Origin of the sequence: Pseudomaricurvus albidus (genome assembly GCF_018863235.1) — a bacterium.
GTDB classification, from domain to species: Bacteria; Pseudomonadota; Gammaproteobacteria; order Pseudomonadales; family Cellvibrionaceae; genus Pseudomaricurvus; species Pseudomaricurvus albidus.
Window position 1 is genome coordinate 38,993 of the sequence record NZ_JAHKRS010000011.1, and the last position, 24,588, is coordinate 63,580.

At 46.9% G+C, this 24,588-nt stretch carries 24 protein-coding genes; 13 read left to right on the plus strand and 11 right to left on the minus strand.

The window, feature by feature from the left end; all coding sequences use genetic code 11:
* Positions 1–192 precede the first annotated feature (192 nt).
* From KOI40_RS18770 to KOI40_RS15850, 8 genes are read right to left on the minus strand one after another with little or no spacing between them, the layout of a single operon-like run.
* Positions 193–810: a c-type cytochrome gene (locus tag KOI40_RS18770; RefSeq protein ID WP_216098514.1), complete on the minus strand. Its 618-nt coding sequence runs from the start codon at positions 808–810 to the stop codon at positions 193–195.
* On the minus strand, positions 807–1,244 hold the full coding sequence (locus tag KOI40_RS15820) for a cytochrome C (RefSeq protein ID WP_216098515.1): 438 nt from the start codon (positions 1,242–1,244) through the stop codon (positions 807–809). The genes KOI40_RS18770 and KOI40_RS15820 overlap by 4 nt, the downstream gene beginning before the upstream one ends.
* Positions 1,244–1,771, minus strand: coding sequence for a methylamine dehydrogenase light chain (locus tag KOI40_RS15825; protein WP_216098516.1), 528 nt, complete (start codon positions 1,769–1,771; stop codon positions 1,244–1,246). The genes KOI40_RS15820 and KOI40_RS15825 overlap by 1 nt, the downstream gene beginning before the upstream one ends.
* Positions 1,749–2,336: a thioredoxin-like domain-containing protein gene (locus KOI40_RS15830; RefSeq protein ID WP_216098517.1), complete on the minus strand. Its 588-nt coding sequence runs from the start codon at positions 2,334–2,336 to the stop codon at positions 1,749–1,751. Before KOI40_RS15830 ends, KOI40_RS15825 begins: the two co-directional genes overlap by 23 nt.
* Entirely contained in the window at positions 2,336–2,866 is a 531-nt protein-coding gene (locus KOI40_RS15835) for a MauE/DoxX family redox-associated membrane protein (RefSeq protein WP_216098518.1), read from the minus strand. The genes KOI40_RS15830 and KOI40_RS15835 overlap by 1 nt, the downstream gene beginning before the upstream one ends.
* 2 nt (positions 2,867–2,868) lie before the next feature.
* Positions 2,869–4,107: an amine dehydrogenase large subunit gene (locus KOI40_RS15840; protein WP_216098519.1), complete on the minus strand. Its 1,239-nt coding sequence runs from the start codon at positions 4,105–4,107 to the stop codon at positions 2,869–2,871.
* Positions 4,108–4,135: 28 nt separating this feature from the next.
* Complete coding sequence (locus tag KOI40_RS15845) at positions 4,136–4,840, minus strand: hypothetical protein (protein ID WP_216098520.1); 705 nt, start codon at positions 4,838–4,840, stop codon at positions 4,136–4,138.
* A 1-nt stretch (position 4,841) separates the two neighbouring features.
* Positions 4,842–5,966, minus strand: coding sequence for a saccharopine dehydrogenase family protein (locus tag KOI40_RS15850; RefSeq protein ID WP_216098521.1), 1,125 nt, complete (start codon positions 5,964–5,966; stop codon positions 4,842–4,844).
* A 269-nt stretch (positions 5,967–6,235) separates the two neighbouring features.
* Here KOI40_RS15850 and KOI40_RS15855 point away from each other — a divergent pair, with 269 nt between their 5' ends.
* The 5 genes from KOI40_RS15855 to KOI40_RS15875 all read left to right on the plus strand — a co-directional run bounded on the left by KOI40_RS15855 (position 6,236) and on the right by KOI40_RS15875 (position 12,283).
* Entirely contained in the window at positions 6,236–6,865 is a 630-nt protein-coding gene (locus KOI40_RS15855; RefSeq protein ID WP_216098522.1) for a TetR/AcrR family transcriptional regulator, read from the plus strand.
* Between the two features lie 258 nt (positions 6,866–7,123).
* Positions 7,124–9,361 carry a TonB-dependent receptor gene (locus KOI40_RS15860; RefSeq protein ID WP_216098523.1) on the plus strand — a complete coding sequence of 746 codons (2,238 nt, stop codon included), beginning with the start codon at positions 7,124–7,126 and terminating at the stop codon, positions 9,359–9,361.
* Between the two features lie 560 nt (positions 9,362–9,921).
* The gene (locus KOI40_RS15865) at positions 9,922–10,131 is read left to right on the plus strand and encodes a cold-shock protein (RefSeq protein ID WP_216098524.1); all 210 of its coding nucleotides are present in this window, start codon (positions 9,922–9,924) and stop codon (positions 10,129–10,131) included.
* 485 nt (positions 10,132–10,616) lie between these two features.
* A complete protein-coding gene (locus tag KOI40_RS15870; RefSeq protein ID WP_233710330.1) occupies positions 10,617–11,600 on the plus strand; it encodes an amidoligase family protein in 984 nt (327 codons plus the stop codon).
* The gene (locus KOI40_RS15875; RefSeq protein WP_216098525.1) at positions 11,579–12,283 is read left to right on the plus strand and encodes a gamma-glutamyl-gamma-aminobutyrate hydrolase family protein; all 705 of its coding nucleotides are present in this window, start codon (positions 11,579–11,581) and stop codon (positions 12,281–12,283) included. Before KOI40_RS15870 ends, KOI40_RS15875 begins: the two co-directional genes overlap by 22 nt.
* A gap of 236 nt (positions 12,284–12,519) precedes the next feature.
* Here the strand turns inward: KOI40_RS15875 and KOI40_RS15880 are convergent, their stop codons facing one another.
* Positions 12,520–13,440, minus strand: a complete 921-nt coding sequence (locus KOI40_RS15880; RefSeq protein ID WP_216098526.1) for a histone deacetylase family protein — start codon at positions 13,438–13,440, stop codon at positions 12,520–12,522.
* Between the two features lie 129 nt (positions 13,441–13,569).
* Here KOI40_RS15880 and KOI40_RS15885 point away from each other — a divergent pair, with 129 nt between their 5' ends.
* Positions 13,570–16,260 carry a bifunctional acetate--CoA ligase family protein/GNAT family N-acetyltransferase gene (locus tag KOI40_RS15885; protein WP_216098527.1) on the plus strand — a complete coding sequence of 897 codons (2,691 nt, stop codon included), beginning with the start codon at positions 13,570–13,572 and terminating at the stop codon, positions 16,258–16,260.
* Positions 16,261–16,293: 33 nt separating this feature from the next.
* Here KOI40_RS15885 and KOI40_RS15890 read toward each other — a convergent pair whose 3' ends face one another.
* A complete protein-coding gene (locus KOI40_RS15890; protein ID WP_216098528.1) occupies positions 16,294–17,175 on the minus strand; it encodes a LysR family transcriptional regulator in 882 nt (293 codons plus the stop codon).
* Between the two features lie 111 nt (positions 17,176–17,286).
* Between KOI40_RS15890 and KOI40_RS15895 the strand changes: the two genes are divergently transcribed.
* Together KOI40_RS15895 and KOI40_RS15900 are read left to right on the plus strand one after the other, a co-directional pair.
* Entirely contained in the window at positions 17,287–18,318 is a 1,032-nt protein-coding gene (locus KOI40_RS15895; RefSeq protein ID WP_216098529.1) for a zinc-dependent alcohol dehydrogenase, read from the plus strand.
* 101 nt (positions 18,319–18,419) lie between these two features.
* The gene (locus tag KOI40_RS15900) at positions 18,420–18,761 is read left to right on the plus strand and encodes a zinc ribbon domain-containing protein YjdM (RefSeq protein WP_216098530.1); all 342 of its coding nucleotides are present in this window, start codon (positions 18,420–18,422) and stop codon (positions 18,759–18,761) included.
* 68 nt (positions 18,762–18,829) lie between these two features.
* Here the strand turns inward: KOI40_RS15900 and KOI40_RS15905 are convergent, their stop codons facing one another.
* A complete protein-coding gene (locus KOI40_RS15905) occupies positions 18,830–21,127 on the minus strand; it encodes a TonB-dependent receptor (RefSeq protein ID WP_216098531.1) in 2,298 nt (765 codons plus the stop codon).
* A gap of 444 nt (positions 21,128–21,571) precedes the next feature.
* Here KOI40_RS15905 and KOI40_RS15910 point away from each other — a divergent pair, with 444 nt between their 5' ends.
* The 5 genes from KOI40_RS15910 to KOI40_RS15930 all read left to right on the plus strand — a co-directional run bounded on the left by KOI40_RS15910 (position 21,572) and on the right by KOI40_RS15930 (position 24,586).
* Positions 21,572–22,192, plus strand: coding sequence for an RNA polymerase sigma factor (locus KOI40_RS15910; RefSeq protein WP_216098532.1), 621 nt, complete (start codon positions 21,572–21,574; stop codon positions 22,190–22,192).
* Positions 22,186–22,452, plus strand: coding sequence for a zf-HC2 domain-containing protein (locus tag KOI40_RS15915; RefSeq protein WP_216098533.1), 267 nt, complete (start codon positions 22,186–22,188; stop codon positions 22,450–22,452). The genes KOI40_RS15910 and KOI40_RS15915 overlap by 7 nt, the downstream gene beginning before the upstream one ends.
* A gap of 78 nt (positions 22,453–22,530) precedes the next feature.
* The gene (gene bufA2 / locus KOI40_RS15920) at positions 22,531–22,785 is read left to right on the plus strand and encodes a BufA2 family periplasmic bufferin-type metallophore (RefSeq protein WP_216098534.1); all 255 of its coding nucleotides are present in this window, start codon (positions 22,531–22,533) and stop codon (positions 22,783–22,785) included.
* Positions 22,786–22,920: 135 nt separating this feature from the next.
* A complete protein-coding gene (bufB, locus tag KOI40_RS15925; protein WP_216098535.1) occupies positions 22,921–23,784 on the plus strand; it encodes an MNIO family bufferin maturase in 864 nt (287 codons plus the stop codon).
* Positions 23,771–24,586 (plus strand): HvfC/BufC N-terminal domain-containing protein, encoded by an 816-nt coding sequence (locus tag KOI40_RS15930; protein ID WP_216098536.1) that lies wholly within the window; start codon positions 23,771–23,773, stop codon positions 24,584–24,586. Before bufB ends, KOI40_RS15930 begins: the two co-directional genes overlap by 14 nt.
* Positions 24,587–24,588 lie beyond the last annotated feature (2 nt).

Consider the following 24,588-nt stretch of genomic DNA (forward strand, 5'->3'; position numbering starts at 1 on the left):
CAATCGCCTGGCTGTTGACGTGGCCAGCCGGGTGCAGCGTAATTACCGAAGCCACCACGCTGCAAAAGCTGGAACAAAACCTTTGGTCCGGTGACTGGAAGTAAAAAAGCAGATCCGTTGTTATGTCTGAAGAGGTAGTGGAAGTTCACTATGTTCTATTTATATCATTAACGTTAAAAGCGATCGGATAAATCAGTGCGTCAAATAGGCCAGTAGATCTGCAATCTCACTTTCATCTTTTAATTGGCTTACAATGGCTCGCATGCCTTTAGATCTTGTGGTTCCCCACTCGTGATCTCCACGCCACCCGTTGCGGTAGGCTTCGAGCTGACGTTCGATATAGGCTGCACTGAGGATGCGAAGATTGGCTGTGTAAAGAGGGGTGACGCCTCGACCATCTACACCATGACATGCCAGGCAGTTATCGGCATAGATTTGCCTTCCGCGTTGGATATCCCCTTCTGTGGAATCAACTTTTTCTTCTGGCAGTTTGGCAAGAAATACCCCCAGTCTTTGAATGTCTTGATCATTTATCTTTTTGACACTCTCAGCCATCATCTGCCCTAACACATCATCTGCATGAATCCCTCGTTTGCCAGAGCGGAAATTGTGTAACTGTTCAGTGATGTAGGCTGCATTTTGTCCTGCGAGACGGGGTGCAGAAAGCGCTGCATTACCTTCTGCCTTATCACCATGGCAAACAGCACAGGGTTTATATAGCGCACTATCAGCGTACAAATGTGCTGATGCGAATGCGATGTTTAGCAAGACCACATTAACGATTTTTCTTTTTATCACAGATATTCTCACAGCTTTAACTTCTCAATTTTCTTTATCAAGAGCGCACGTGTACTTTTGACCTCCACTAGAGGTGAACGGCGCAATCTGCTCACTTCAGTGACGGTGTAAGGTTGAAAGTTGTCGGGTAACTCAGTTTGACTGAATGTGATCAGCATCCAATTAATCACCGCGGTCAGGCGTGAGTCGTTTAGGTCTGACTGGGCTGATCCAGGGACCTGAATTAAAAACTCACGCCCTCCTTCAACATGCAGAAACTTTCCTAAATGGTTTTTAATTCTTGGTACATCTCGTAAAGGGAAACCCTGCCCTTCTGGTAAGTGACACCCCTGACAATGCATCATATAGTCAAACTGAATAGGTTCTGTTGCCTGAGTCATTACTGGTAGCAAAGAGACCACTGAGATGATGACACCAATGATGGATAACCTTGGACTGCGCATCATCAACTCTCCTTGACGCCAATCACAACGGATAAAGAACAATGATAGGGGACATCGGCCTGACTACCAGAGCACCAGTTAAGGTTGTTCGTGTTTTGTGGGCGGTAAACAGGCGTATCCCCTTCATCGCGCTGACACAAGCAGTTGCCGCAAGCACTTTTGCCACAACAGTCGTTATACGATATTACATAGTCCTTGCCATCTTTTGGATTACGGCAGGTACCAATCCAGGTAATGTCAGAGACTACCGTACCCGGCGGACAGCTGCTCACGGTGCCACCACAACAACCACACATAAATCCGTCAATGGCACAGTGGCGCCAATAGTTACAATCATTCGGGTCACCACTCTCAGGAATATTCCCAGGCTCCTGTGCAAAAGCATTATCACGAAAGACCGGTAATAAGGGATAAACACTCACTCCAATCAAAGCGATACCAAAAGTTCTTATAAAGCTGCGGCGTGAAGTATGGCGGGCCTGTTTGCGTGTTGCTTTTTCAGCAATCTTATCCAGCCAGTTGTTCAACATGGACCACCTCCTTCGTTGATGCATCATAAGCCTCAAACAGGCTTTCAATATGTTCACGATTATTGATCAAGCCATGAGCGGCCACATAGCCTTGCGGTGCAATCAGAACGCCATAGGGCAACTTGCTAATCTGATAGGCCAGGCCAATCTCCGTCGACAGTAAATAAGGATAATCGTGTAGCTCATACTCACTAATTAGTTCGCGGTGCTCAACTTCATGGCCATCGCTGGAAAACACCAAACGCAGCCACTGGCTTTCTTGCCGGCCCATTTTTTTCAGCAGGGGTAATAAATTCTTGCAAACTGGACAAGTGGAGGACATAAAGAATACCAGAGTGGCACGACCATCGGCGTTTATACCGCCAACGCTGGCCATACCACCGGTTAAACTAGTTTCGCGAAAGAACGGAGCGCTTTCACCTACTTGTAAAGCCTTACCCATGGAGAGCGCACCAACCGGTTTGATTCGCTCGTGCAATACACCAATCTGTCTCGATAAGGCATAGAGCATCAAGCCAATCGCGAGGATCGTGATCCAACTTAAGATAATCATAATTTCCAGCATCAGAGTATTTCCCGAAAGGAGGTAGTGTTAGCTATCAATTCATTCAACGTCATATAAAATAAAATGCACGCAAATGATCCAAATGCCACGGCAACGTAATCGTAAACCCCAAGGGTACGATCGGTTGTTGGCAAAAACAGAATCAGGGCCGCAGAAGCAAGAGCAATATTTCGATAGACAAGTGCTATGGTAATGGTTTGACGTGTTTTACTTAACTGACAGCCGCAATCCAGAGACAGGTTGCCACGATGAATGTTGATTAAGATGGCAGCAGCATAAACCGTTAACAATGCCGAGATAACTAAGGCCGCCAGTTTTACGTGGACCCAAATTACACTTAACGCCAAAACGATCTCAATTAACGGAAGGACCAAAGAGGCAGATGATATCAAGCCAATGGGTAACAGCCGGTAACCCCTGAGTACCTGTGAGAAGGCTTGTTGATTTTTAAATTTTTCAATGCCGCTGATTAACAATAAAGCAAACAGGCCATATGCAATAATTTGGGCGATAACAGGATCTATCATCATGGTCACCATGTCTGAATGTTCAAGACAAATCCACCGTGCGGCACTAAATCAGAATGGAAAAGTAATTGACCGTTTTTCGCATTGTAGATACTGGCCCTTTGTCGTGCGATCTCCATAAGCGACTTTTCACCATCGATCAGATACATCCACAACTGGGTGAGAAACGGGACAGGAAAATGAATGCTATTAATGTATAGCCTTGGATTGGGTTTTTGAGAGACTGCAATACTTACTGCAATTTCTTCAAGCTCGATTTCACGTACCTTTTTTTTAGTCTTTACATCATAAACCCACACATGCGTCCCTGGTTCTTCGAATGTTTTCTCTTCACCTTGGTGCATCAGTACATATAATTCACCGCTGGATTCATGCACGGCTGTGTGTTTCATGCCGCTGATAATCCAGTTGTCCTCACGTTCTGATTCGGTAGTCAGGGACCATTTATCCAGCAATTTGATATCATCACCCTCCATTTTGATGGCATAGGCATTATGCTGTCGTGAAATGAAGTACCACACATTGCCAATGCGGGAAGCTGAAATCGTCAAAAAATCATTAACTGAGTCAAACAGAGGTTCGGTACGGGTGCGGGAAATGACATGACCATCTTCTCCCAGCTTTATCTGCATAAATCCACCGTTACCGCAAATGGAGTAAAAGTCCCGATTTCCGGCTGCATAGAGTACTGAGCAACCCGGTGTTTCGACCTCCTCAATAAATACTCCTTTATCCAGATCAACAATCGAAACTGATTGAGCTGGGGTGTAGTTGACAACCAAGAGAAATCTTTCATCGTCCGTCAAATTCACAAGACCATCATTGCGAACGGCATTCATTCGCTTAGGGGGAAGTTGAATTTCGTGTTTAAATGACAGGTTGTTGGCGTCATACATGACGACCAAATCATTTCGATTGCCTCGTGTACCACGATCAAAATGAGTTTCAACCGTTATTATCTCGTTGCGTTTATGAGCATTGATCAAACTATTAAACCAATACCCCGTAGAAAGCTGGCCCAGCCGCTTGCCGTCCTGTCCCATCAAATATGCCTGACCGTCAGCCAGACTGGGAATTCTATTGCCTGAAATCCAGAACCATTCTTCTCCATTGTTGTCAGGCAGAATTTCAGTCTTGGGAATTTCTGGTGTAAAAGCCCAGAGCTGGCCAGAAGCCACAATCCAAGTCACAAGAAAAGAAATCAAAGATAACGGTATTTTGTAGGACATAAGTAATTCTCTCATGTTGTCTCGCTTCTGTGACAACAGCCTCTTAATCTGAATTCCCTGTATTTTGGTCTGCCACATGATTAGATTCATACAAAACCACATAGGCATAATACATAGTCACAAAAGCTGCACTCCATGTTAGAAGTGCCAGAAAGAAGAAGTTAAACACTACATTGGTTTCTTCCCCCGGTATCACGTAAAAATCATAGATGCTTGCAATGACGATATTTGCTATCGTCGTCAACATAAGAGAAAACCCAGTTTTTCTTCTCTTCAGATCAAATACTTTTTTAGCCACATACAGCATGAATAAACAAAAGGGGTACATCACAGCCAGATAAAAGTACGCCAATACCGGTGCAAAAAAATCGGAATAGAGAATTACCGCTGTCAATGCCAGTGTGATTGTGAACAACATGATTTTACTGCTATTTGACAGCTGCAGTTGATGAGTTAGCTGCATAAATCCCAGGGTTCCAAGAAGAGGAAAGCCAAATGCCCTTGAGAACGAATCGAGGTAAAGCATCAGTTCATATGAAGGTGGATAGAGTGTTGTATTATAAAAAAGAAAGTTCACAGATGAAGACCCAACGATAAGGTATTCATACCCAAGTATTTGATTTCCAAGTTTCAGAAACTTAAAGCCGTAAAAAAAACCTGAAAGTGCAAGAGAAAAACAACCGAGCAAGAGCAGAGCTGTCCTGGAATCTATACCCATCATGTCGAGGAGCATTTTACTAATCTCCACTTTATACAGCCTGTGCCGAAAGCTTGTGGCCAGCCGTCGCCAATCCCTTGATTTGTACCCCGTTATCAAGGAGCAATTGAAGAGCCGCACTGATGTTCGCCGCTTTCTCTGGATAGCAAATACCTGCCTTGGGTGCCGACTTTCCATCCAGGCCCAGTACCCGTTCCAACTGAATCACAGCGCCACAGGCAGTTAGATGGGTTTGTCCTTGAGGATCAAAAACAGTCACTCGATTTTTATGAAAACAACCCTCTTTATCTTTACCTTCTACTTCAATAACGATTTCGTGAGCAGCGCCTTCTCCCGGGTCATACAACATGCTCCTGCGTAGATTATCGAATATTGGCCGGTTCAATAGCCTCATAATGCCGCTCTTGACCATAAAAGCGAGACTGCCTGTTGCTGAAGCGCTGTCAAAGCCGATGCGACCACTGACACTTCTAGCATCTAAGGTAACAGGTAACGTTATTTGGTCTGGCACATCAAATCGGTAAACTTTGCCGCTATAGCCTCCAGGGAAATCTACCGATTTAGAGTCAGAAAAAGGCATCCGTTGCTCGATCTTGCCATTCACCGTGATATCAAACGGTATCGTCAGACGATCCATATATTCAGCCGAATTCGGACCAGCCTTGTCAGCCATCGCATACAAGATATTTAGATCAATGTTGTCAATGATATCCAGTGATTCACTCGCAGCCTTCGCTAAGATCACCGCTACGCCAGCCATCCAAGCAGAACTAAACATGACAGGCGCCTGAATCTCTTCCATAGAAACATTCACCACTGCTTCACGCATTCGTTCAGTCCAGCGGGTAATGTCCACATAGGCAATGCCATTGCGTACGCTATCTTTTAGCAGGTAGTTATGTTGATCATTAACTGCGTTCAGTACCGCTGTGGGCTTGATTGATAAGCCATCCAAAGGGGATGCAGACTCAACGTCCAGGGCAATGGCTTCGGCATTATCCAGAGTTTGCACCAGTTCCATGGCTTTAGCGGGATTGCGACCACCAATCAAAAGTTTGATATCGGGATGTCGCTGACGGAATATTTCTGCTACCTGACTTCCTACCACACCGTATCCACCAGCAATCAATATTACGTTTTTCTTTTCTACACTCATCTTATTGTCTGTCCTCATTGATGTTTTGTGAGTGTCCTCGTCGTCCTGAGTGCCCGTTTTTGACAATTTGGAAGGAATTGGACACAAATCCTGAAGCCACCTTATCAGCACAAAATAGGTAATACAACCTAAAAATATGTTTTTTTAATCAATATCAAGAGGTCATCCATTTTTGTAAATATTACCTATTACTGTTAACACGCTGTGAGAGCGGCGCTATAATTGCGATCAATCGATACCACTTTCGCATCGCCAAATCAGGAGTTAATATGGCCAAAAACGCCAGTAAGGATATGGGTAATCGCCCGGGAACAGCAGTACAGCGCAAGGGGCGCGAACGGGTAGAACAAATTCTTGATATTGCCACCCAACTTCTGATTGAAGAGGGGCACGGACAGTTCACTATGAACCAGCTAGCTAAACGCCTGGGTATTCGCATCAGTAATCTTCAGTATTATTTCCCTTCGCGAGAACAATTGATTCAGCAGTTACTGCAGCGATTCCTTGATAAGGCAAGAGATGGAATTGACGCTATCGTCAAACAAGACACTACCCCTCGCAAACGTTTGTTATCGACAGTGGACTACGTTTTGAAAGATCAGGAAAACGAGAGTTCATGTAAGATTATCTGGGAGATTTGGGCACTTTCAGCAAGGGACGACAAGATCAGCGAGGCTATGGATAATTTCTATGAAAGCTACTGTAAGCAGGTTTACGATATGCTGATTGCCCTCAATCCAGAGGTCCCGGCGCGTAAAGTAGGCCGTATTTCGGCATTGATCGTATCGATGATTGAGGGACTCTCACTTATGCGTGGATTTGGCAAGCGGCGCCATACTTACTTGCATGGAATCGAAAAGGAGCTAAGAGAAACCATACTTCAATTGATCCACGCTTAAAAATCTGATGCCAGACAAGGCCATTTCAATGGCCTTGTGTAGAGCCAGCACAACCAACATTTCTCTAACTTTCCCTCCTATACTATCTAATCGCCGCGCTAACCGTATTTGTCGATACTGTACCTGCAACCCCCTGTTATCCCCAATCGATCTCATTATTTACAATTAACCTGTTGACAATATAGGTATATGTACCTATTTTAAAAATAGGTAAAGTTACCTATATGTATGTGTATGGACAATAACAGAGACACTACCATGAAGATAACCTCACAGATTTCCCGATTAGCCCTAACAGGTACAATTGCTACTCTCGGTTTACCCTCTTTTGCTGATAACAGTTCTTACGCTATCGAAGAAGTTATTGTTACTGCACAAAAGAAAGCTGAAAGTATGCAAGACGTTCCCTTGTCCGTTTCGGCACTGTCTAGTAACGAGTTAGGAGCGCTCAAGCTTCATGATTCAACAGAGATAGCCGCTCAAGTGCCCAACGTTCAGGTTGCTACGCCCTATTCTGATAGCCAGCCAGCCTTCTCCGTACGCGGAGTTTCCATGTCTGATTTCAGTCAGAACCAATCCAGCCCCATCGCCATGTACGTGAATGAGGTCTACAAAGGTGTTGGGGCTCTCCAGGCGTTACAGTTGTTTGATTTAGAGCGCATCGAGGTTCTGCGGGGGCCTCAGGGTACTCTCTACGGCAAGAATGCTACCGGCGGTGCAGTGAATATCATCAGTAAAACACCAGAACTGGACGGCATAACCCTGGGTGATATCAGTTTTGGAATTGGTAACTTTAATCGCAAAGAAACAAACGGCGCCGTGGAAATATCCGATGCTGAAAACGCAGTTGGCGCACGTTTAGCCTTCACCTATGCAGAATCTGATGGCTGGATAGAGAATAAGCTACCTGCAGCTGAAGATCCCGGTGCTTTCCGTGATTATGCCCTGCGCCTGACTGGGCGTTATCAGCCTACAGATAACCTGGATGTGGTATTAAGGGTCTCGAAAAGCCGTAGTACACAGGACAATGGGTATGAAGTATACGCCACCAATATTGGCTCAGGAGGTGTGGGATTTTTCACCGGTTATGAACGTACCGGGCTGGATTTTTTTGAGAGCGAAATAGATCGGCAAGATGGCAACTCACTCGATAACAACAGCACATCGGTGACAATCAATTGGGATATAAACGATGAACTGACATTAACCAGTGTGACTTCTTATGATGAAGGCGATTGGGTTACTCGGGAAGATGGTGATGGATCACCTTTTAACATTCTGCATATCGATTTTGGTTCCGAAGTCACCTCGATTGCCCAGGATCTAAGGCTCAGTTCGGCTTTCGTTGGTAACTTTAATTTTTTGTTAGGGCTCTACGGTAACCGGGAAGACCTTGATGCAACGATGGTTCAGCGGATGTATTACGCTTTTGCCGGGGATAATGACGCTAGCGGAACTCTCGATTGCTTTGAGGACTTTATCACCGGCTGTCGTCTCAGTAATAGTTATAATCAGGTCAAAACCAGTCTGGCAGCCTATTTCCAGGGCAGCTACGACATTTCACCAGATTTGAGTTTTACCCTTGGTCTTCGTTTTACGAAAGATAAAAATGAAATAAAAGACTATCGAGCTGACCTTGGTTATCTTGATCCTGCGACCAACACTGAAATATTCAGTGCAATGACTACGATTAACAACCATCAGGACGAAGTCACTGATCGCAACTGGGGGACACGATTTGCGTTGGATTACGCCCTTACCAGTGATATTACGTCCTATATCAGTTTTACCACCGGTTACCGTGGCAGTGCTTTTAACGGACAGGCTTATTTTGATGTCTCGGAAATCACCACGGCTGAGCCAGAAGAGGTCGATGCCTGGGAAGTTGGGTTCAAATCTGATCTCCTTGATAACCGCTTGCGCATCAATGGTGCCATATTCCATTACGCCTATGAAAATCAGCAGTTTCTAGATGTAACGCCAAATTTCCTGCAAGTATTGGTTAATGCTGACAGGTCTACTGTACAAGGCGCGGAGCTCGAAGTGACTGCAATTCCTCACCCGGTTATAGATGTAAGAATGGGATTGGGTTATCTGGATGCCAAGTATGACAAGCTGGAATTGCGTGGTCTTGACCTTTCCGGTAATGATTTGATAAATGCGCCTTCATTAAATTTTAACGCTATGATCAATTGGCGACTTCTGGAAATGGAAGCTGGTCATGTAACTTTAACATTGGATACCAGCTACACCGGCGATCAGTATTTTGACGCCTTTAATAATGAAAACACTCGTCAAGAAGCTTACTGGCTGACAAATATGCGTATGGGCTTCCAGACTCAAGATGAACAACTGGAAATAGCTGTCTGGGTCAAAAACCTGACCGATGAGGAGTATACTTCTTCAATATTGGATTTACAGGAATTGTTTAACTTTGATTATGCTCACCGTGGACGCACTCGCACTCTGGGGGTAGATGCCAGTTATCGCTTTTAATTTGATGAGTAAATAGCTGTTTACTCTGGAGGATCACGAAACCCCTGCCGCTCTAAAATTTTCAGTCACTTTAGGACGGCGGGTAAATCATTTATTGAAAGAGGCCATGCTGAATGGTTAAAAGTAGTCTTTATGAACGGTTTTTTTCTTCCATCGGAAAAGTTAACTTTAGTAGTGTATGGCACTCACGATAATGGCGTGCGAATCGAAAAAACGATGTTTTGATCAGCATTGTCGCCGCCATTTTGGGAAACTGACCAATATGGTCATATTAAATCCAATCATGCTCACTAACTAACAGTCAGTAACTAATAGCCACTAACTAATAGCCACCAGATAGGTCAGAGCCGAACATTAATGCCACATCTGAGAAATAGTTTGACTTTAGTTGGTAAGCCCTATACTGTGGTTAAAGCTTGAAAGTAAGTCTATTTTTATTTCCTCCATTTCGTCGCGTTCCTAGTAGTTCTTCGTCCTGTAGCTTATAAATCTCAATTTATATTTCCCGCTTATTCGTGCCTTACGAAGGCATTCTATTTTTAATTTACAGGATATTTATCATGTCTAATACAACTACTGGTACCGTTAAATGGTTTAACGAATCTAAAGGTTTTGGTTTTATCGAGCAAAAGTCTGGTCCAGACGTATTTGCACACTTCAGTGCAATTGTTAGCTCGGGTTTCAAAACTTTAGCTGAAGGTCAAATGGTTGAGTTTATTGTTACTCAAGGCCAAAAAGGCCCTCAGGCTGAGAATATCGTAGCTATCTAATTGCTCGGTACTTCTTTAAAAAAGGCAAGCTGTAATGGCTTGCCTTTTTTTGTGCTTTGAGTTTCGTAAATTTCTCAGTCAATCGCAGCGTATACCAAAATACTAATGTCGGCTTGTCATCAAAACGCGGAGGCTTCGTTTTTTGTATGTTTGTGTCGAGCTGCCACTGAAAAAATGCTCTCAGATGTATATTTTGGTATTAAGCTTACTGCTCTGTTTAATTTGTCTCTTTCTTTTTGTAGAATTTATTGCGCCTGATGCGTAAAAAGGGCTTGAACATTGCAGAAAATTGTTCGGAGCACCCCAATGAGTCACGCAGCATATTATGCAACACGGCAATAATTGCCAGCTGTGCCAGCCAAATCACGACGCTCTTGATAAGAGCATGTCGCTTGGCGACAGTCTCTATCCTATGTATGTGTGTGACACTTTTCGTGCTAACTTTTTAGTATCAAACTTTATGCGATCCGTAGGGACGACGAGTTATGACATCAGTACCTGATTCAGTCTTCACCATGCCATCGATTACCCGGAATTCAGACGGGCAAATTCGCACTGTCGGTTTCGAACTGGAGTTTTCCGGTATCACGTTGGCGGATACTGTTGCCGCTGTGGTTTCATCGCTGGAGGGTGCCGTTGTAAATGAGACGGCGGCCGAAGTCAGTGTAGAGACAGTTTTCGGAAAATTTAACGTCGAAGTCGACTGGGAATTTCTGAAAAGCACGGCTGCCGGTGATCAGCAAGCTGATGATCCTGATCTGTGGCTGCAAAAGTTGTCGGAAGCGGCCGCGTTGCTGGTGCCCATTGAAGTGGTCTGTCCGCCTATACCCGTAACAGAAATTTCGCGCTTGGAAAATCTGGTGGTGGCATTACGCAATGCGGGTGCTGTGGGTACCGAGGAGTCATTGATTGCGGCTTACGGTGTTCATATCAATCCCGAAATACCCGCACTTGATGCCGGGACGATATACCGTTACCTGCGAGCGTTCGTTTTATTGCAATGGTGGTTGGTGGATGCCCATAAGGTAGATCTGGCACGCCGTGTCAGTCCTTATATTGATCTGTTTAGTGAGTCCTATATCAAGTGTTTGTTGAGCTGTAAAAAGCCAACGTTAGAGACATTGATTGATGATTACCTGCAATTCAATGCCAGTCGCAACCGGGCGCTGGACATGCTGCCACTGTTTGCCGAAATAGACAGTGAACGGGTTCGTTCTGTAATCGATGATCCCAAAATCAAGGCACGCCCGACGTTTCACTATCGCTTGCCCAATTGCCTGATTGATAAACCCGAATGGAACCTGTCTTTATCATGGAACCTATGGTGTGTTGTTGAACAACTGGCTAATGATGAAGCCGCTCTGGAGTCTCTGGGGGATGCCTTTCTGGCAGCGGACAGACCCGTAATAGGTGTTGATCGGTCAGCCTGGGTTGAAAGGATTACGCAATGGCGCAACGACCACGCATAGGCGTAACCGGCAATCACCGACGCTGGGCACCATCATGGTGGTGTACGGCACTGGCTTTATGGTTGTGTGGTGCAATCCCGGTACGTATTTCTATTCGTCACCCATGGGACGGGCCTTTGCCTGATGCGCTGGTCATCAGTGGCGGCAATGATATCAGTCCGGAACATTATGGCGGTGAAATTGACGCTAAAGTCAAACTGGATCCGGCTCGCGACAGGCTGGAAATCGAGTGGATTCAGACGGCACTGAAGCACACGATTCCCATGCTCGGCATCTGTCGCGGAGCACAGCTGATTAATGTGGTCCTGGGCGGCAAACTGCATCCGGATATTCGTCATATCCGCCGTCTGACCTACAACCGGCCCGGTTTACTGCCAACCAAACAGGTGTGGCTGGAGCCTGACTCTGCCGTGGCCCGCATCACGGGAAAAACCAAGTTACGCGTCAACAGCTTGCACCATCAGGCCGTCGATCTGCCGGGAGATAGTTTGCGCCGCACTGGCTGGGATCTGGACAAAATCACTCAGGCGATTGAGTCGACAATCAATTGCCCGGTTATCGGGATGCAGTGGCATCCGGAGTATCTGATCTATTTGCCGTCACAGCTGAAAATCTTCCAGTGGCTGGTAGATAACACCTCTGAAGAGGCAAAGCGCACTCATTGCCAAAGTAATACGAGATAATATGTTAGCTCATATCAAAACTGCCAAGACAAATCGGTGAAAGAGTAAGCTTGATTAGGTTGACAGTCATATTTCTGACGATTTCTATTCGTTGCGAGTAAATGATTAGTGAATGATGTAGCGAATTTATGTATGGAAACTTAACGATTTCGCATTTTTCACAATGGGTGTGGCAAAAAATTAATTATTTTTGATTTTTTTGCAATGTGCATGTGATCATCATTGGAACACTCGACTCACTCCATCATAGCCTTAAGATGCGCCACGACTGATCGCCCCAGCGCCGACAAATCGTATCCACCTTCCAAAAAAGACACCATACGTCCCTCGGCATAGGTGTCTGCTATTTTCTTAAGCTCCTTGGTAATCCAGGAATAATCCGCTTCAGTAAGGTTCATATCCGCCATTTCATCTTCCAGGTGACCGTCGAAACCGGCTGAGATTAAAATCAGTTGCGGTTTGAAATCATGCAGTGCCGGCAGAAAGGTGTCGGAGACTTGTTGTCGGAATTCGGCTTGAGCAGTGCCTGCTGGCAGTGGCAGGTTGATGATATGGTCGGGTGTGGACTCGTCACCGGTGTAGGGATAAAAAGGGTGCTGGAAGCTGGAGCACAGCAACACCCTGTTGTCCTGTGTAAAAATATTTTCGGTTCCATTGCCGTGATGGACATCGAAATCCACAATGGCCACTCTCTCCAGATTGTATTCCTCCAGTGCGTGTGCGGCAGCAACGGCAATGTTATTGAATATGCAAAAGCCCATGGCAAAGCCTTTGCCCGCATGGTGGCCCGGTGGCCGCACATTGCAAAAAGCCGTGTGGGTTTTGCCAGAGAACAGTCGATCGACGGCTTCGATGCCCGCACCTGCTGAGCGCAGTGCTGCCTGCAAGGTGTGCGGGCTCATGCAGGTATCTTCTGCCAGTTCGATACTGCCTTCTTTTGGCGCGCGGGCAAACACCTGATCCACATAGGCCTCGCTGTGTACCCGAATGAGCTGTTCCCGGGTCGCCAGAGGGGCATCGACGGGCAGCAATACCACATCGATACCAGAAGAGATCAACTGGTCATTAATGGCTGACAGACGCTGTGGCGACTCGGGGTGGCCTGAAAAGTTTTCATGCAACTGGCAATCGGCATGGGAGATCAGGGTTAAAGTCATTTTATTAATCCTTGGATGGGTACTATTCTGTCAGTGGCGCACCGATAAAATGTCACGGAGCTGGCCGAAGTTCCATGTTTTAGCAATAGTCCCATTTAATGCACGTCAATATAAGCGGTCTGTTTCTCTATGGGCTTACATTACCTGAATCATCTGTTCGATCCCAAATCCATTGCGGTGTTTGGCGCATCCGATCGTCAGAATTCTCTGGGACAGATTCTCTTTCGTAACCTGTTGGCAGGTGGCTTTAGTGGCAAGCTTTATCCTATAAACCCCAACCATGTCATAGTACAAAATCATCAAGCCTACAAATCCATTGCTGAAATTGATGAGCAGATTGATCTTGCCGTGATTACGGCCCCGGCGCTTGCCGTTGAAGAGATTATTCGTCAGTGTGGCGAAGCGGGAGTGCGTTCAGCGATTGTGCTGTCGGCAGGCTTTGGTGAAAATGTGGCCGGTGAGCCCGGCCGGATATTGCAGCAGAATTTGATGGCCTGCGCCAAGGAGTACGGTGTGCGTATACTTGGCCCAAATTGTCTGGGGCTGATGCTGCCAGCCAAAGGCTTAAATGCCACGTTCAGTCACGAGATAGCCAGTCCCGGCCACATGGCATTGGTGTCACAGTCTGGTGCCCTGTGTACGGCTGCCATTGATTGGGCCCAGAGTGAAGGATTGGGGTTCTCGGCGGTCATTTCGCTGGGGGATACGTTCGATATTGGTTTTGGCTCTGTGCTGGATTATCTCGCTCTTGACCCCAACACCCGTTCCATCTTGCTTTATATCGAAGGCATACGGGATTCGCGACGTTTTCTCAGTGGCTTGCGGGTCGCAGCCCGGATCAAACCGGTGGTGGTGGTCAAGGCGGGTCGTTTCCAGCAGGGATTGCGGGCGGCCATCCTTCACACGGGGGCGGTAGTCGGCAGTGATGTGGTTTTCCATGCAGCTCTGCGCAGGGCCGGTGTGGTCAGGGCCTATACCATCAAGCAGATGTTAAACGCCGCTGAAATCCTGTCCCGACGTCGTTACGAGCTGAAAGGACACAATCTGGCCATTATTACCAATGGCGGCGGGCCTGGCGTGATGGCCAGTGACCGGGCAGCAGAGCTGGACGTGCCGTTGGGAGAACTGGATGCCTCGGATATTGAGCAGTTGACTCCCCTGCTCTCGCCTCACTGGTCAAAGGCCAATCCGTTGGACCTGCAGGGGGACGCCACAGTAGAGCATTATCGCGTTGCCCTGGATCACTGTCTGAAAGCGGATAAATTCTCCGGTGTGCTGGTGATGCTGACGCCACAGGCCATGACGGACAGCACCGCTGTTGCCCAACTGGTGATCGAGGCGTCCCAGAAGAGCAAAAAGCCGGTGATTGTCTGCTGGCTGGGCGGCAAGCAGCTGGCCGGCGCTCATCAGTTGTTTCGCGATCATAATCTGCCGCATTTCGATACGCCGGAATCCTGCATTCAGGCTTATGCCCTGCTCACCAGTTACCAGCGCAACCAGCAGTTGTTACTGCAAGTACCCAACCCTTTGACGCAACACCGTAAACCCGATCTTGATGGCGCACGTCTGGTGGTCAACGCGGCTCTTGGTAATGGCCGTAACTGGCTCAATAATGTTGAGTGCCGTGCTGTACTCAGAGCTTTCCATCTTCCGTTGGCACCTGCCATTGCCGCCAGTACCCCGAGTGATGCGGTGGTCGCGGCGGAAACGCTTGGTTTTCCCCTGGCGTTAAAAATCAATGCTCAGGATATCCAGCATAAATCCGATGTGGGAGGGGTGCGTCTCAATATCAGTAATGCAGACTCGGTACGGCAAAACTTCAATGAGATGATCAATACCGTTCGGTCACATTGTCCTGACGCTGATATACAAGGGGTCACGCTTGAGCCGATGTATCGTCGAGCACACGGTCGCGAGCTGATGATTAGCATCCAGCGTGATCCGGTCTTTGGGCCTGCCATTCGGTTTGGTGCCGGTGGCACCATGGTCGATGTGATACAGGATCAGTTTGTTTCACTGCCGCCGTTAAATAAATTTATTGCCCGGCAAATGATCAATCGCACCCGGGTGTATAAGCTGCTTCAGGAAGCTCAGGGTATGCCGGCGGTCAATTTTGAAGCGCTGGAAGATGCACTGCTGCGCGTGTCAGAACTTGCCTGTGAGATGCCAGAGATACATACGGTGGAAATCAATCCACTGATGGCAGATGACGAAGGAGCCCTGGTAATTGATGCCCGTATTCAGGTTCAACATCCTGTCGAAAATGCCAAGCCTTATGATCACATGGCGGTACACCCTTATCCCGGATATCTGGAGACTCAGACCGTATTGTCGGATGGGACTGCGTTGCTGATTCGGCCGGTGAGACCGGAAGATGCCAACATTGAACAGGACTTTATTGGACGTTTATCGCCCCAGACAATTTACTTTCGGTTTATGCAGTCGTTGCACGAGTTGACACCACAGATGCTGACTCGATTTACCCAAATTGATTATGATCAGGAAATGGCGTTGGCTGCCATTGTCAGTCATGAGGATGAAGAAATCGAAATCGGTGTGGCTCGTTATCTGACCAATCCGGATGGTGAAACCTGTGAGTTTGCCATTGTCATTGCCGATGATTGGCATCATAAAGGCATCGCGACCCTGTTGATGACCGAACTGATTAATGTTGCCCGTCAGCGTGGGCTAAAACAAATGGAAGGGGAAATACTGACTGAAAATCGGGGTATGTTGTCTTTAATGAGAAAACTTGGGTTCAGCGTTCGTATCAAACAAGATGACTTTAATTTGAGAATGGCTGTTCTCCAATTGAATTAAATCTGTAGCATTCATTTGTTCTGTAAATACAGATCAATGATTCTTACCTTCTTTCACTAATGTATTGTCAAAGGCATTGATAATCCACTCTCGAACCTTTTTAATCCGTTTCACACTTCTAAAATCCTTATGAAATAACATATAAGGTGAGCGTAATGGTACCTCAGGCGTTGCAATTTTAATCAAGCCGGCTCTACGCGCAATGAAATCCGGTAGCATCGCAATACCACAATGCAAAACCGCTGCCATACGCAGAGTACGTACACTACTGGATTCCAGGATTTGTCTTGACGATAATCCCTGTTCAGTGATCCAGAGGCTTTCAGGGATTTCACCAAAGCTTTTGTCCATACCTAAGAACGTTTCCTGCCTGAAATTCAAATGATTCGGATCCCTGCCTTTCAAATAGGCTTTTGAAGCGTAAAACCCTTGCCGAATCACAGGCAGTTTTTTAATGACCACATTGTCTTGTGTTGGGCGAGCAAGCCGTATTGTTATATCGGCATCGCGCCGGGCAACGCTGATGTTCTCTGTTGCCACGGACAATCTCAACTGGATATCTGGGTTTTCTCGCCAAAATGCAGGTAACTGCTCGGCTAAAATATCTGAAATGATCGGCTCGGTTGAAGACACCACGACCGGCTCGATATCTACGCCCTCTCGAAGTGACACGGCTGTTCGCTCGACCTCTGATATCTTTTCCAGTGCGTTTTTTGCACTGTTGTAAATCACACCTCCTTCGGCGGTTAATTCGACACCGGTTGTGAGGCGGGTTAATAAAGTAAGTTTCAGTGATGTCTCAAGCGATTCAATTTTACGACTAACCGTTGCCACAGATACTCCGAGGCGTTTTGCCGCTGCACTGAGACTACCGGTTTCGGAGGCAACGACAAAGCAATGGATGTCATCCCACATGATCAGTTTCTTCCTTTGCAAATATGAAAAGTCGATTTACGTATTTAAGCATGCCATTCATGCAATGCCAGTGTCAGAATCAGGAAATGTATCTTTTGGCAGGAGCCTTCCATGAGACAGCTTACCTTCACCCGTCAGGGCACACTGGAGTGGCACGATGTGCCTGCTCCAAGACTGACCTCGGATAAAAATGCACTGGTACGGCCCTTGGCGGTAGCCCGCTGTGATTTGGATTATTACATTGCTTTAGGGCTTTACCGAACTCGCGGACCTTTCGCGCTGGGGCATGAAATCACCGCAGTGATAGAGTCGGTTGGTGATGATGTTACCAATTTTGTCCCTGGAGACCGTGTCATCGTGCCCTTCCAGATTAATTGTGGGGAATGTGACAATTGTTTGAGGGGATGGACCAATGCCTGCTCTTCAGTTCCGCCATGCGCGGCTTATGGCTTGGGTACCAATCCCGACGGTGATTTTGGCGGTGGTTTTTCCGATTGTTTATTGGTGCCCTTCGCCGACGCTATGTTGGTACATCTACCCGATTCTCTGTCCCCAGAGGCTGGTGCAGGCTTGTCGGACAATGTCGCCGATGGCTACCGTACTGTCGCCACCGGCTTGAAGGAGTTTCCTGGTGAACCTGTATTGATTGCAGGTGGCCTTGCTCAAAGTGTGGGACTGTATGCAGTGCATGCGGCTATTGCTCTCGGGAGCCGGCGTGTGGTGTATGTGGACACCGACACGCGTCGTTTATATCTGGCCAAACTCGCCGGGGCTGAGACAGTGCACCTGGAGAGTTATAAGGATGAATCCAGACACTCCGATGATTTTTTGATCACTGTGGATACGGCAGGCACTGCTGAAGGGCTCTGTTATGCCCTGGCTTCAACCGCGCCTTGTGGATATTGTACGGGCGTCAGCGGAGGCTTGACTCCAACGACAGAACTTCCCTTGTCCACAGTGTATTTACGAGGTATTACTTATACGGTGAGCCGTGTACATGGGCGGGCGCTATTACCGGAAACGCTCCACCATGCCTGTTGTGGGACTATCGACCCTCTGGCTCTGGCAGACCATATTCTGACATTCGATGACTGTATCGAGGCCATGGTCGACCCGGCACCCAAGCTGATTTTCCGTCCATAAAAACCATGGAAAAATTGGGGAATTAGCGGCATAATGCGTCGCCTTCGAAACGCTAGCTGATAGCGTGCACCGTAATGCCACCTGACCCAGAGGTACTGCCGATGAGCGATCTGCCTAATTGTCCCAAATGCGACTCTCCTTATACTTATGAAGATCGTGATCTTTTGGTTTGCCCGGAATGTGGCAACGAGTGGTCTGCCAACGCAGGTCAGGAGTCGGCTGAAGATGAGAAAGTCATTAAAGACTCCAATGGCAACGTGTTGAGCGACGGTGACACGGTTACAGTGATTAAAGATCTAAAAATCAAAGGCTCTTCGTCTGTCGTGAAGGTGGGAACCAAAGTGAAGAACATTCGCCTGGTGGATGGCGATCACGATATTGACTGTAAGATCGACGGTATCGGCGCGATGAAACTCAAATCCGAGTTTGTGAAAAAAGTATAAATCCTTCAATACTGAACCCCACAGTGGCATAGCTGCCGCTGTGGGGTTGCATCAAATCAACACCTCTTTTACATCTTCCAGGCGAATCGCGCACCGTAAGTACGTGGTTTACCCCAAACACCGTAACCCCAATCATCATCTAACGTATTTTGATAGGTGAAGTATTCTTCATCTGCAAGATTGTTGACGAATACCTCAACGGTATAGCGTCCATCTACGGAGGCCCAGCTTACTTTTGCGTTAGCAATACCGTAGCTTTCGTGGTGAGAGTATGGGTCATTTTCCACCTGCAAGAAGTGATCATCTTGCCAGGAGTAGTCTGCCTGTAATGCCAGTTCACCAGCATCTCCGATGGGAATGTAATAGCGTGCGACCAGGTTGTAGCTGATTTCTGGTGCTGAGGGTAGCTCATTACCATCATATTCATAAATATCCGTAGCAACTTCACCAGATTTGTTTGATTCCATTTCGGTTGAAAGAAAACCAACACCGGCTAAGACTTCGAAATTCTCAGTAATACTTGCAGCTACTTCGGTTTCAAGACCATATCCAGTAACATCTCCAGCATTTAGAATTTGGCTACCATCTTCCAGACTATTAAATAATTGAGCCTGAAAATCTTTTAACTCATACCAGTAGGCAGCTGTATTCAGACGAACAGCACCATCGGCAAAAGACGTTTTTAAGCCGACCTCATAATTGGTGATAGTTTCTGAATCAACAGGATCAAGAGTTTCTGGAAAACTGTTGTAGCTGGCTGAAAAGCCGCCGCTACGAAAACCAGTGGAAACGCTGGTGTAAATCAGAGTGTTATCGCCGGGCCGCCAATCCAAACCAATTTTTCCTGAGACATTATCTTCAGAGATGGAATCTTTGCGGCTAAATGACGTCGTGGAAGTCGGAGTGTTGTAATAAGAAACATCCCGCACGTAGTCGAAGTCCCGCTCTTCATCGGTATATCGCGCACCCAAAATCAAAGTTAGAGTCTCGGCGAAATCCCACTCCCACTGACCAAACAAAGCCATGGATTGCGTCTCAAGCAATACCTCTTCTCTGTGAGCAAAATCGTAAAGAGCGGCATCTGCAAATTCCACTTCGGTCGGGTTTTGGGTGCTCATATCCCGTTCATCGTCATACAGATATAAGCCGACCACCCAGTTGGTGGTTTCATCCGATTTGCTCAGGCGGAATTCCTGAGACAATTGCTCAGCATCTGATGTGTATTGTTCATCGAAGAATACGTCAAATCCCGGACCACTGCCGACGCCATCCCCATCATCTTGCAGATATTTATCGAGGGATTCGTAAGCGGTGACAGAGGTAAGATCCAAACCGTTGGCAAAGGCCCAGGTGAATCGGGCTGAAACACCAAAGGTGTCGATTTCCGTATCCAGACCGCCACTGACACTGGATGAAACATCTTCTGGATTGTAGTCGCCACCGGCCTGTTCAATCCCGGTTGTTTGGAAGGTTGCACTGGTACAGGCTCCTTTGTGAATTAGCGAGACAGAACAGGTATCTCCGCCGGGGGTTTCCTGATACCCCATATGAGCAAATCCGACACTGGCCTGATCTGCCTGACTGCCGTGCACATCCAGGAGCAATTCACCTTCTGAGCCAATATCAAATGCCAGTTTTGCCCGATAGCCAAAACTGTTGGTTTCGTTTAAATCCTGACCTGTATCCACAGGGAAGCCGTAGTCGTTGACAGAGTCTGCATTGTTTTTTTGCCAGCCGTCAGCATTGTTGTATTTGATGGCTACCCGCCCTCTTACTCCATCGGTGATTGGACCACTTATCATGCCTTCAAAAATTTTCTGTGAATAACTGCCATACTGGAAGCTGGCGGAAGCATCAAATTCATCGGTGGGCTCGTTGGAGATATAGTGCACCAGACCACCGGTCGCGTTGCGACCGTAGAGTGTACCCTGCGGTCCCCTCAGTACTTCCACCCGTGTCAAATCGAACAATTGAATCGCAGACCCAGCAGGATTGCCGCGATAAACATCATCCACATACATGGCGATAGGCGCTTCCCACGAATCGGAATAGTTCACGAGACTGATACCACGCAAGCTGATCGACGGACTCGAAGCTTCGCCGAAGATTGCGAAAAAATTCATATTGGGGACTTGGGCAATAATATCCATACCTTCTTCGAAGCCCATTTTTTCGATAGCGTCTCCGGAAAACGCACTGACTGCCACAGACACATCCTGCAGATCCTGATCACGCTTCTGAGCGGTAACGATAACTTCATCCATCACCGATTGAGCCGCAAAAACGCTTGTAGATCCCATGGTAATCGCCAATATACTCGCCCCCAGTCTGGATAACTTAAACAAGGCTTTACCTTGTCGGGACATAACAGATTGCTTTGATAGAGAGGCGGGAATTGCCGTAGGCGAGGATGTACAAGCGTTCATCATGAACATTTCTCCTTGTCGCGGTTTTGAGGGTATTCAGAGGATGAAACACTCTTCTGAATACATTGGGATTTTTGTGGTTCTCTCTGAAACCGGCCAACGCAGTGGCTGACGCCAACGACCGAAAAGATATGCAGGCTTTATCCGGATGATTTTTGATATGACCGGTTGCTGTACCTGACTTGTTGTTGAAAACAAAATGTTGATAGCGACTTAAAGTACCAGCCTAGAGGCCTGTCACACAGCTGTCAAATGACATGGGCTGCTATAAGTAAGGATTTGTGAATATATGTGCCAAAGAGGGCGCGTATTTGTTGCAAAGGTTTCTGATCATCGTTAATCTGCAAAACCTATCGATAACACCCGCTTTAATCAGGTAAACCAATGACGGTATCCGATAAGGCTGAACAAACAGACCTGCTTATTCGCCTGAAAGCCGGAGAAAAGTCGGCTTTTGATCTTCTGGTTAAAACCTATCATGTTCCCATGCTGCGCTTTGTCAGCCGTATTATTGGCGATGCTCAGGCTGAAGAAGTCGTGCAGGACGCCTGGTTGGCCGCAATTCGTAACCTCAACAAGTTCGAAGGTCGCTCTACGCTGAAAAGCTGGCTGTATACCATTGCCGCCAATGAAGCGAAAAGTCGTTTACGCAAAAGCAAACGGGAAGCTGTTGTTCCGCTGTCGACCGATAATGAACCTTTGTTTGAGGAGGGACGATTTTCCAGTAATGGCCACTGGGCTCGTCCACCCTCAAGCTGGCATGATGATTCGCCTGAGGCCTTGCTGGGATCTGAAGATTTTATCCGATGCCTGGAGTTTCATATGAATAAGCTGCCTGAGGTTCAGAGAGAAGCCTTGCAGTTACGTGATTATGAAGAAATGGAATTTGAAGAAATCTGTAACATTTTGTCGGTCAGTGCATCTAATGTCAGAGTACTTATCCATCGCGCCAGAGTGAAAATACACTCCATGATTGCACATTTCGAGGAGACGGGAACATGTTGAGTTGCCATGATCTTGCCCACAAATACGCCAGTGATTATATCGATGGCCAGTTGAATTGGCGTCAGCGTCTGGCTGTATTCATGCATCTGCTTATCTGTGTGAGATGTCGTCGTTTTGTGACTCAATTGCGTCTGGTGTGCAGGGTGGTTAAGCAACGGGGACGGGATGTTATTAAAGGCTCAACTCCGGATCTGGATGCCCTCGCCTCTCGTTTACACAAAGAATACGCTACGCAAAAAAAATCTTCTTCTGAGCTGTAACAAAATAAAAGATCGTTCGTCTACTACACTGTGGACGGCAAGTTCACACTACACATCAACAGCATCAGGAGATTTATAATGAATTCTATCACCAAGATTTCACTGGCAACGGCTGCCGCAGCACTTTTTTCAACCGCAGTAGTACCCACGGCCATCGCCCAGGACAAAGCAGATACATCGGTCAAGTGCATGGGGGTCAATGCCTGTAAAGGGCAATCTAAATGCCAAACCGCTGAAAATGCCTGTGCTGGACAGAATGTCTGTAAAGGTCACGGTTGGATCAAGGTTGCTTCTGCCGAAGAGTGCACCAGCAAAGGTGGCAAGGTCCTTTAATTGACTTTTGGAATGCTCGCAAATCCGCTCTGGAGTTATTAGCGTATCTGCGACGTTCTTTAAGGGCATGGCTGGGTTTGTGCTGTTTGCCCAGCCGGCTGCCTTTTCTTAATACCAAAGTATTGGGACCATACCATGAAAACAAAAGCCCTCTCAGGCTTTGGCCTTGGTTTACGTCCGGAGCATTATCTGGATTTTTTGCGAGAACCCCAGCGAGTGGATTGGTTAGAAATCTTAACCGATAACTATCTGGTTCCCGGCGGCAAGCCTATCTACTATCTTGACAGAATCCGTGAACAATACCCTATGGTGATGCATGGGGTCGCCATGAATATTGGTTCCAGTGACCCATTGGATCTGGAATATATTCATGAGGTCAAAGCTCTGGCAGACAGAGTCCAACCTCTGCTGGTATCCGACCACCTCTGCTGGACGGGCGTCAAAGGTGCTCGTATGCACGATTTATTGCCTCTCCCCTATACTGAAGAAGCCATTATTCACGTAGCGGATCGTATCCAGAACATTCAAGACATTCTGCAGCGACGTTTAGTAATCGAAAATGTATCGACCTATCTACAGGCGGCTACCCCCATGCAGGAATGGGAGTTTGTAACTGCCATTGTCGAACAAGCAGACTGTGAATTGCTCCTAGACGTGAATAATATTTACGTCTCTGCACGCAATTCGAATTTTGATCCTCGAACCTATATCGATACCATTCCCATGCACAGAGTCCGTCAAATCCATTTGGCCGGGCACTCCGATTATATGGATCATTGCATAGATACTCATGATCAACCGGTATGTGATGACGTATGGGAATTGTATCGATACACGATTGAGCGTGCGGGAGATATTCCCACCATGATTGAACGTGATGACAATATACCACCATTGAATGAGCTGATCAGCGAGCTGGACATCGCCCGAAATATCTCTTCTCAGGCTCTTTTGCTTCATAGTAACAATCTTGGAGACAGGTGTTATGAAGCTTCGTGAATGGCAAGCCGAATTCCAGAATTTGGTGTTGGGACCCGCTGTATCTCAGGATCAACCACCTGAAGACATCCCCAATCACCTGGATTTCATTCAACAGGATGCCATCAGATCCCAACGTCTTGAAATCTATCAAAATGCTTATCAACAGAGGCTGAGCGAAGCCTTGCGCAGTAACTTTACTTGTGTGCATGAGTTACTGGGCGATGAAGAGTTTTATCAAGCCGCAAAAAAATTAATATTGTATTTTCCTCCGCAAACAGCATCAATCCGATGGTATGGTGCACACTTCCCCGATTATTTGAAAAATCATGAGCCGTATAAATCCTGCCCTGCCATTGCCGAACTGGCCCAGTTTGAGTGGGCAATGCGACATGCAATCGATGCTAAAGACGCCGAGAGGATTACGGTAGAACAGCTAGAGAAAGTTCTTCCGGAACAGTGGGCCAATTTGTGTTTCAAGTTACATCCCTCCGTAACGATATTAAGTCTGAAGTGGAATGCGGTTCAGGTCTGGCAGGCGCTTGATAGTGGTTTACCTCCACCGCAGCCGATGGAAGCTCCCGCTGCATGGCTTATCTACCGCAAACAAAATTTAATGAACGCCTGGCAAAGTGCTGAACCGCTGGAAATACAGGCTTTAGAATTCATCACCACTGGGAATAGCTTTGGAGATCTCTGTGCATATCTCCTGGATCAATACAAAGATTCGCAACAGGCTATCACTCAGGCGGCTGTTTGGCTTAAAACCTGGACAGAGCAGGGATTGCTGCTGAAATCGGACTCGTTACAAGAAGGTGGGTGAAA

Bases quoted from the DNA above. Each gene is read 5' to 3' on its own strand.
- KOI40_RS15830 (WP_216098517.1), bottom strand. From the start codon at position 2,336: ATGCTGGAAATTATGATTATCTTAAGTTGGATCACGATCCTCGCGATT.
- KOI40_RS15865 (WP_216098524.1), top strand. From the start codon at position 9,922: ATGTCTAATACAACTACTGGTACCGTTAAATGGTTTAACGAATCTAAA.
- KOI40_RS15840 (WP_216098519.1), bottom strand. From the start codon at position 4,107: ATGAGAGAATTACTTATGTCCTACAAAATACCGTTATCTTTGATTTCT.
- KOI40_RS15835 (WP_216098518.1), bottom strand. From the start codon at position 2,866: ATGATGATAGATCCTGTTATCGCCCAAATTATTGCATATGGCCTGTTT.
- KOI40_RS15860 (WP_216098523.1), top strand. From the start codon at position 7,124: ATGAAGATAACCTCACAGATTTCCCGATTAGCCCTAACAGGTACAATT.
- KOI40_RS15850 (WP_216098521.1), bottom strand. From the start codon at position 5,966: ATGAGTGTAGAAAAGAAAAACGTAATATTGATTGCTGGTGGATACGGT.
- KOI40_RS15900 (WP_216098530.1), top strand. From the start codon at position 18,420: ATGAGCGATCTGCCTAATTGTCCCAAATGCGACTCTCCTTATACTTAT.
- KOI40_RS15915 (WP_216098533.1), top strand. From the start codon at position 22,186: ATGTTGAGTTGCCATGATCTTGCCCACAAATACGCCAGTGATTATATC.
- KOI40_RS15855 (WP_216098522.1), top strand. From the start codon at position 6,236: ATGGCCAAAAACGCCAGTAAGGATATGGGTAATCGCCCGGGAACAGCA.
- bufB (WP_216098535.1), top strand. From the start codon at position 22,921: ATGAAAACAAAAGCCCTCTCAGGCTTTGGCCTTGGTTTACGTCCGGAG.
- KOI40_RS15870 (WP_233710330.1), top strand. From the start codon at position 10,617: ATGACATCAGTACCTGATTCAGTCTTCACCATGCCATCGATTACCCGG.
- bufA2 (WP_216098534.1), top strand. From the start codon at position 22,531: ATGAATTCTATCACCAAGATTTCACTGGCAACGGCTGCCGCAGCACTT.
- KOI40_RS15885 (WP_216098527.1), top strand. From the start codon at position 13,570: ATGGGCTTACATTACCTGAATCATCTGTTCGATCCCAAATCCATTGCG.
- KOI40_RS15820 (WP_216098515.1), bottom strand. From the start codon at position 1,244: ATGATGCGCAGTCCAAGGTTATCCATCATTGGTGTCATCATCTCAGTG.
- KOI40_RS15905 (WP_216098531.1), bottom strand. From the start codon at position 21,127: ATGTCCCGACAAGGTAAAGCCTTGTTTAAGTTATCCAGACTGGGGGCG.
- KOI40_RS15875 (WP_216098525.1), top strand. From the start codon at position 11,579: ATGGCGCAACGACCACGCATAGGCGTAACCGGCAATCACCGACGCTGG.
- KOI40_RS15930 (WP_216098536.1), top strand. From the start codon at position 23,771: ATGAAGCTTCGTGAATGGCAAGCCGAATTCCAGAATTTGGTGTTGGGA.
- KOI40_RS15910 (WP_216098532.1), top strand. From the start codon at position 21,572: ATGACGGTATCCGATAAGGCTGAACAAACAGACCTGCTTATTCGCCTG.
- KOI40_RS15880 (WP_216098526.1), bottom strand. From the start codon at position 13,440: ATGACTTTAACCCTGATCTCCCATGCCGATTGCCAGTTGCATGAAAAC.
- KOI40_RS15890 (WP_216098528.1), bottom strand. From the start codon at position 17,175: ATGTGGGATGACATCCATTGCTTTGTCGTTGCCTCCGAAACCGGTAGT.
- KOI40_RS15895 (WP_216098529.1), top strand. From the start codon at position 17,287: ATGAGACAGCTTACCTTCACCCGTCAGGGCACACTGGAGTGGCACGAT.
- KOI40_RS15825 (WP_216098516.1), bottom strand. From the start codon at position 1,771: ATGTTGAACAACTGGCTGGATAAGATTGCTGAAAAAGCAACACGCAAA.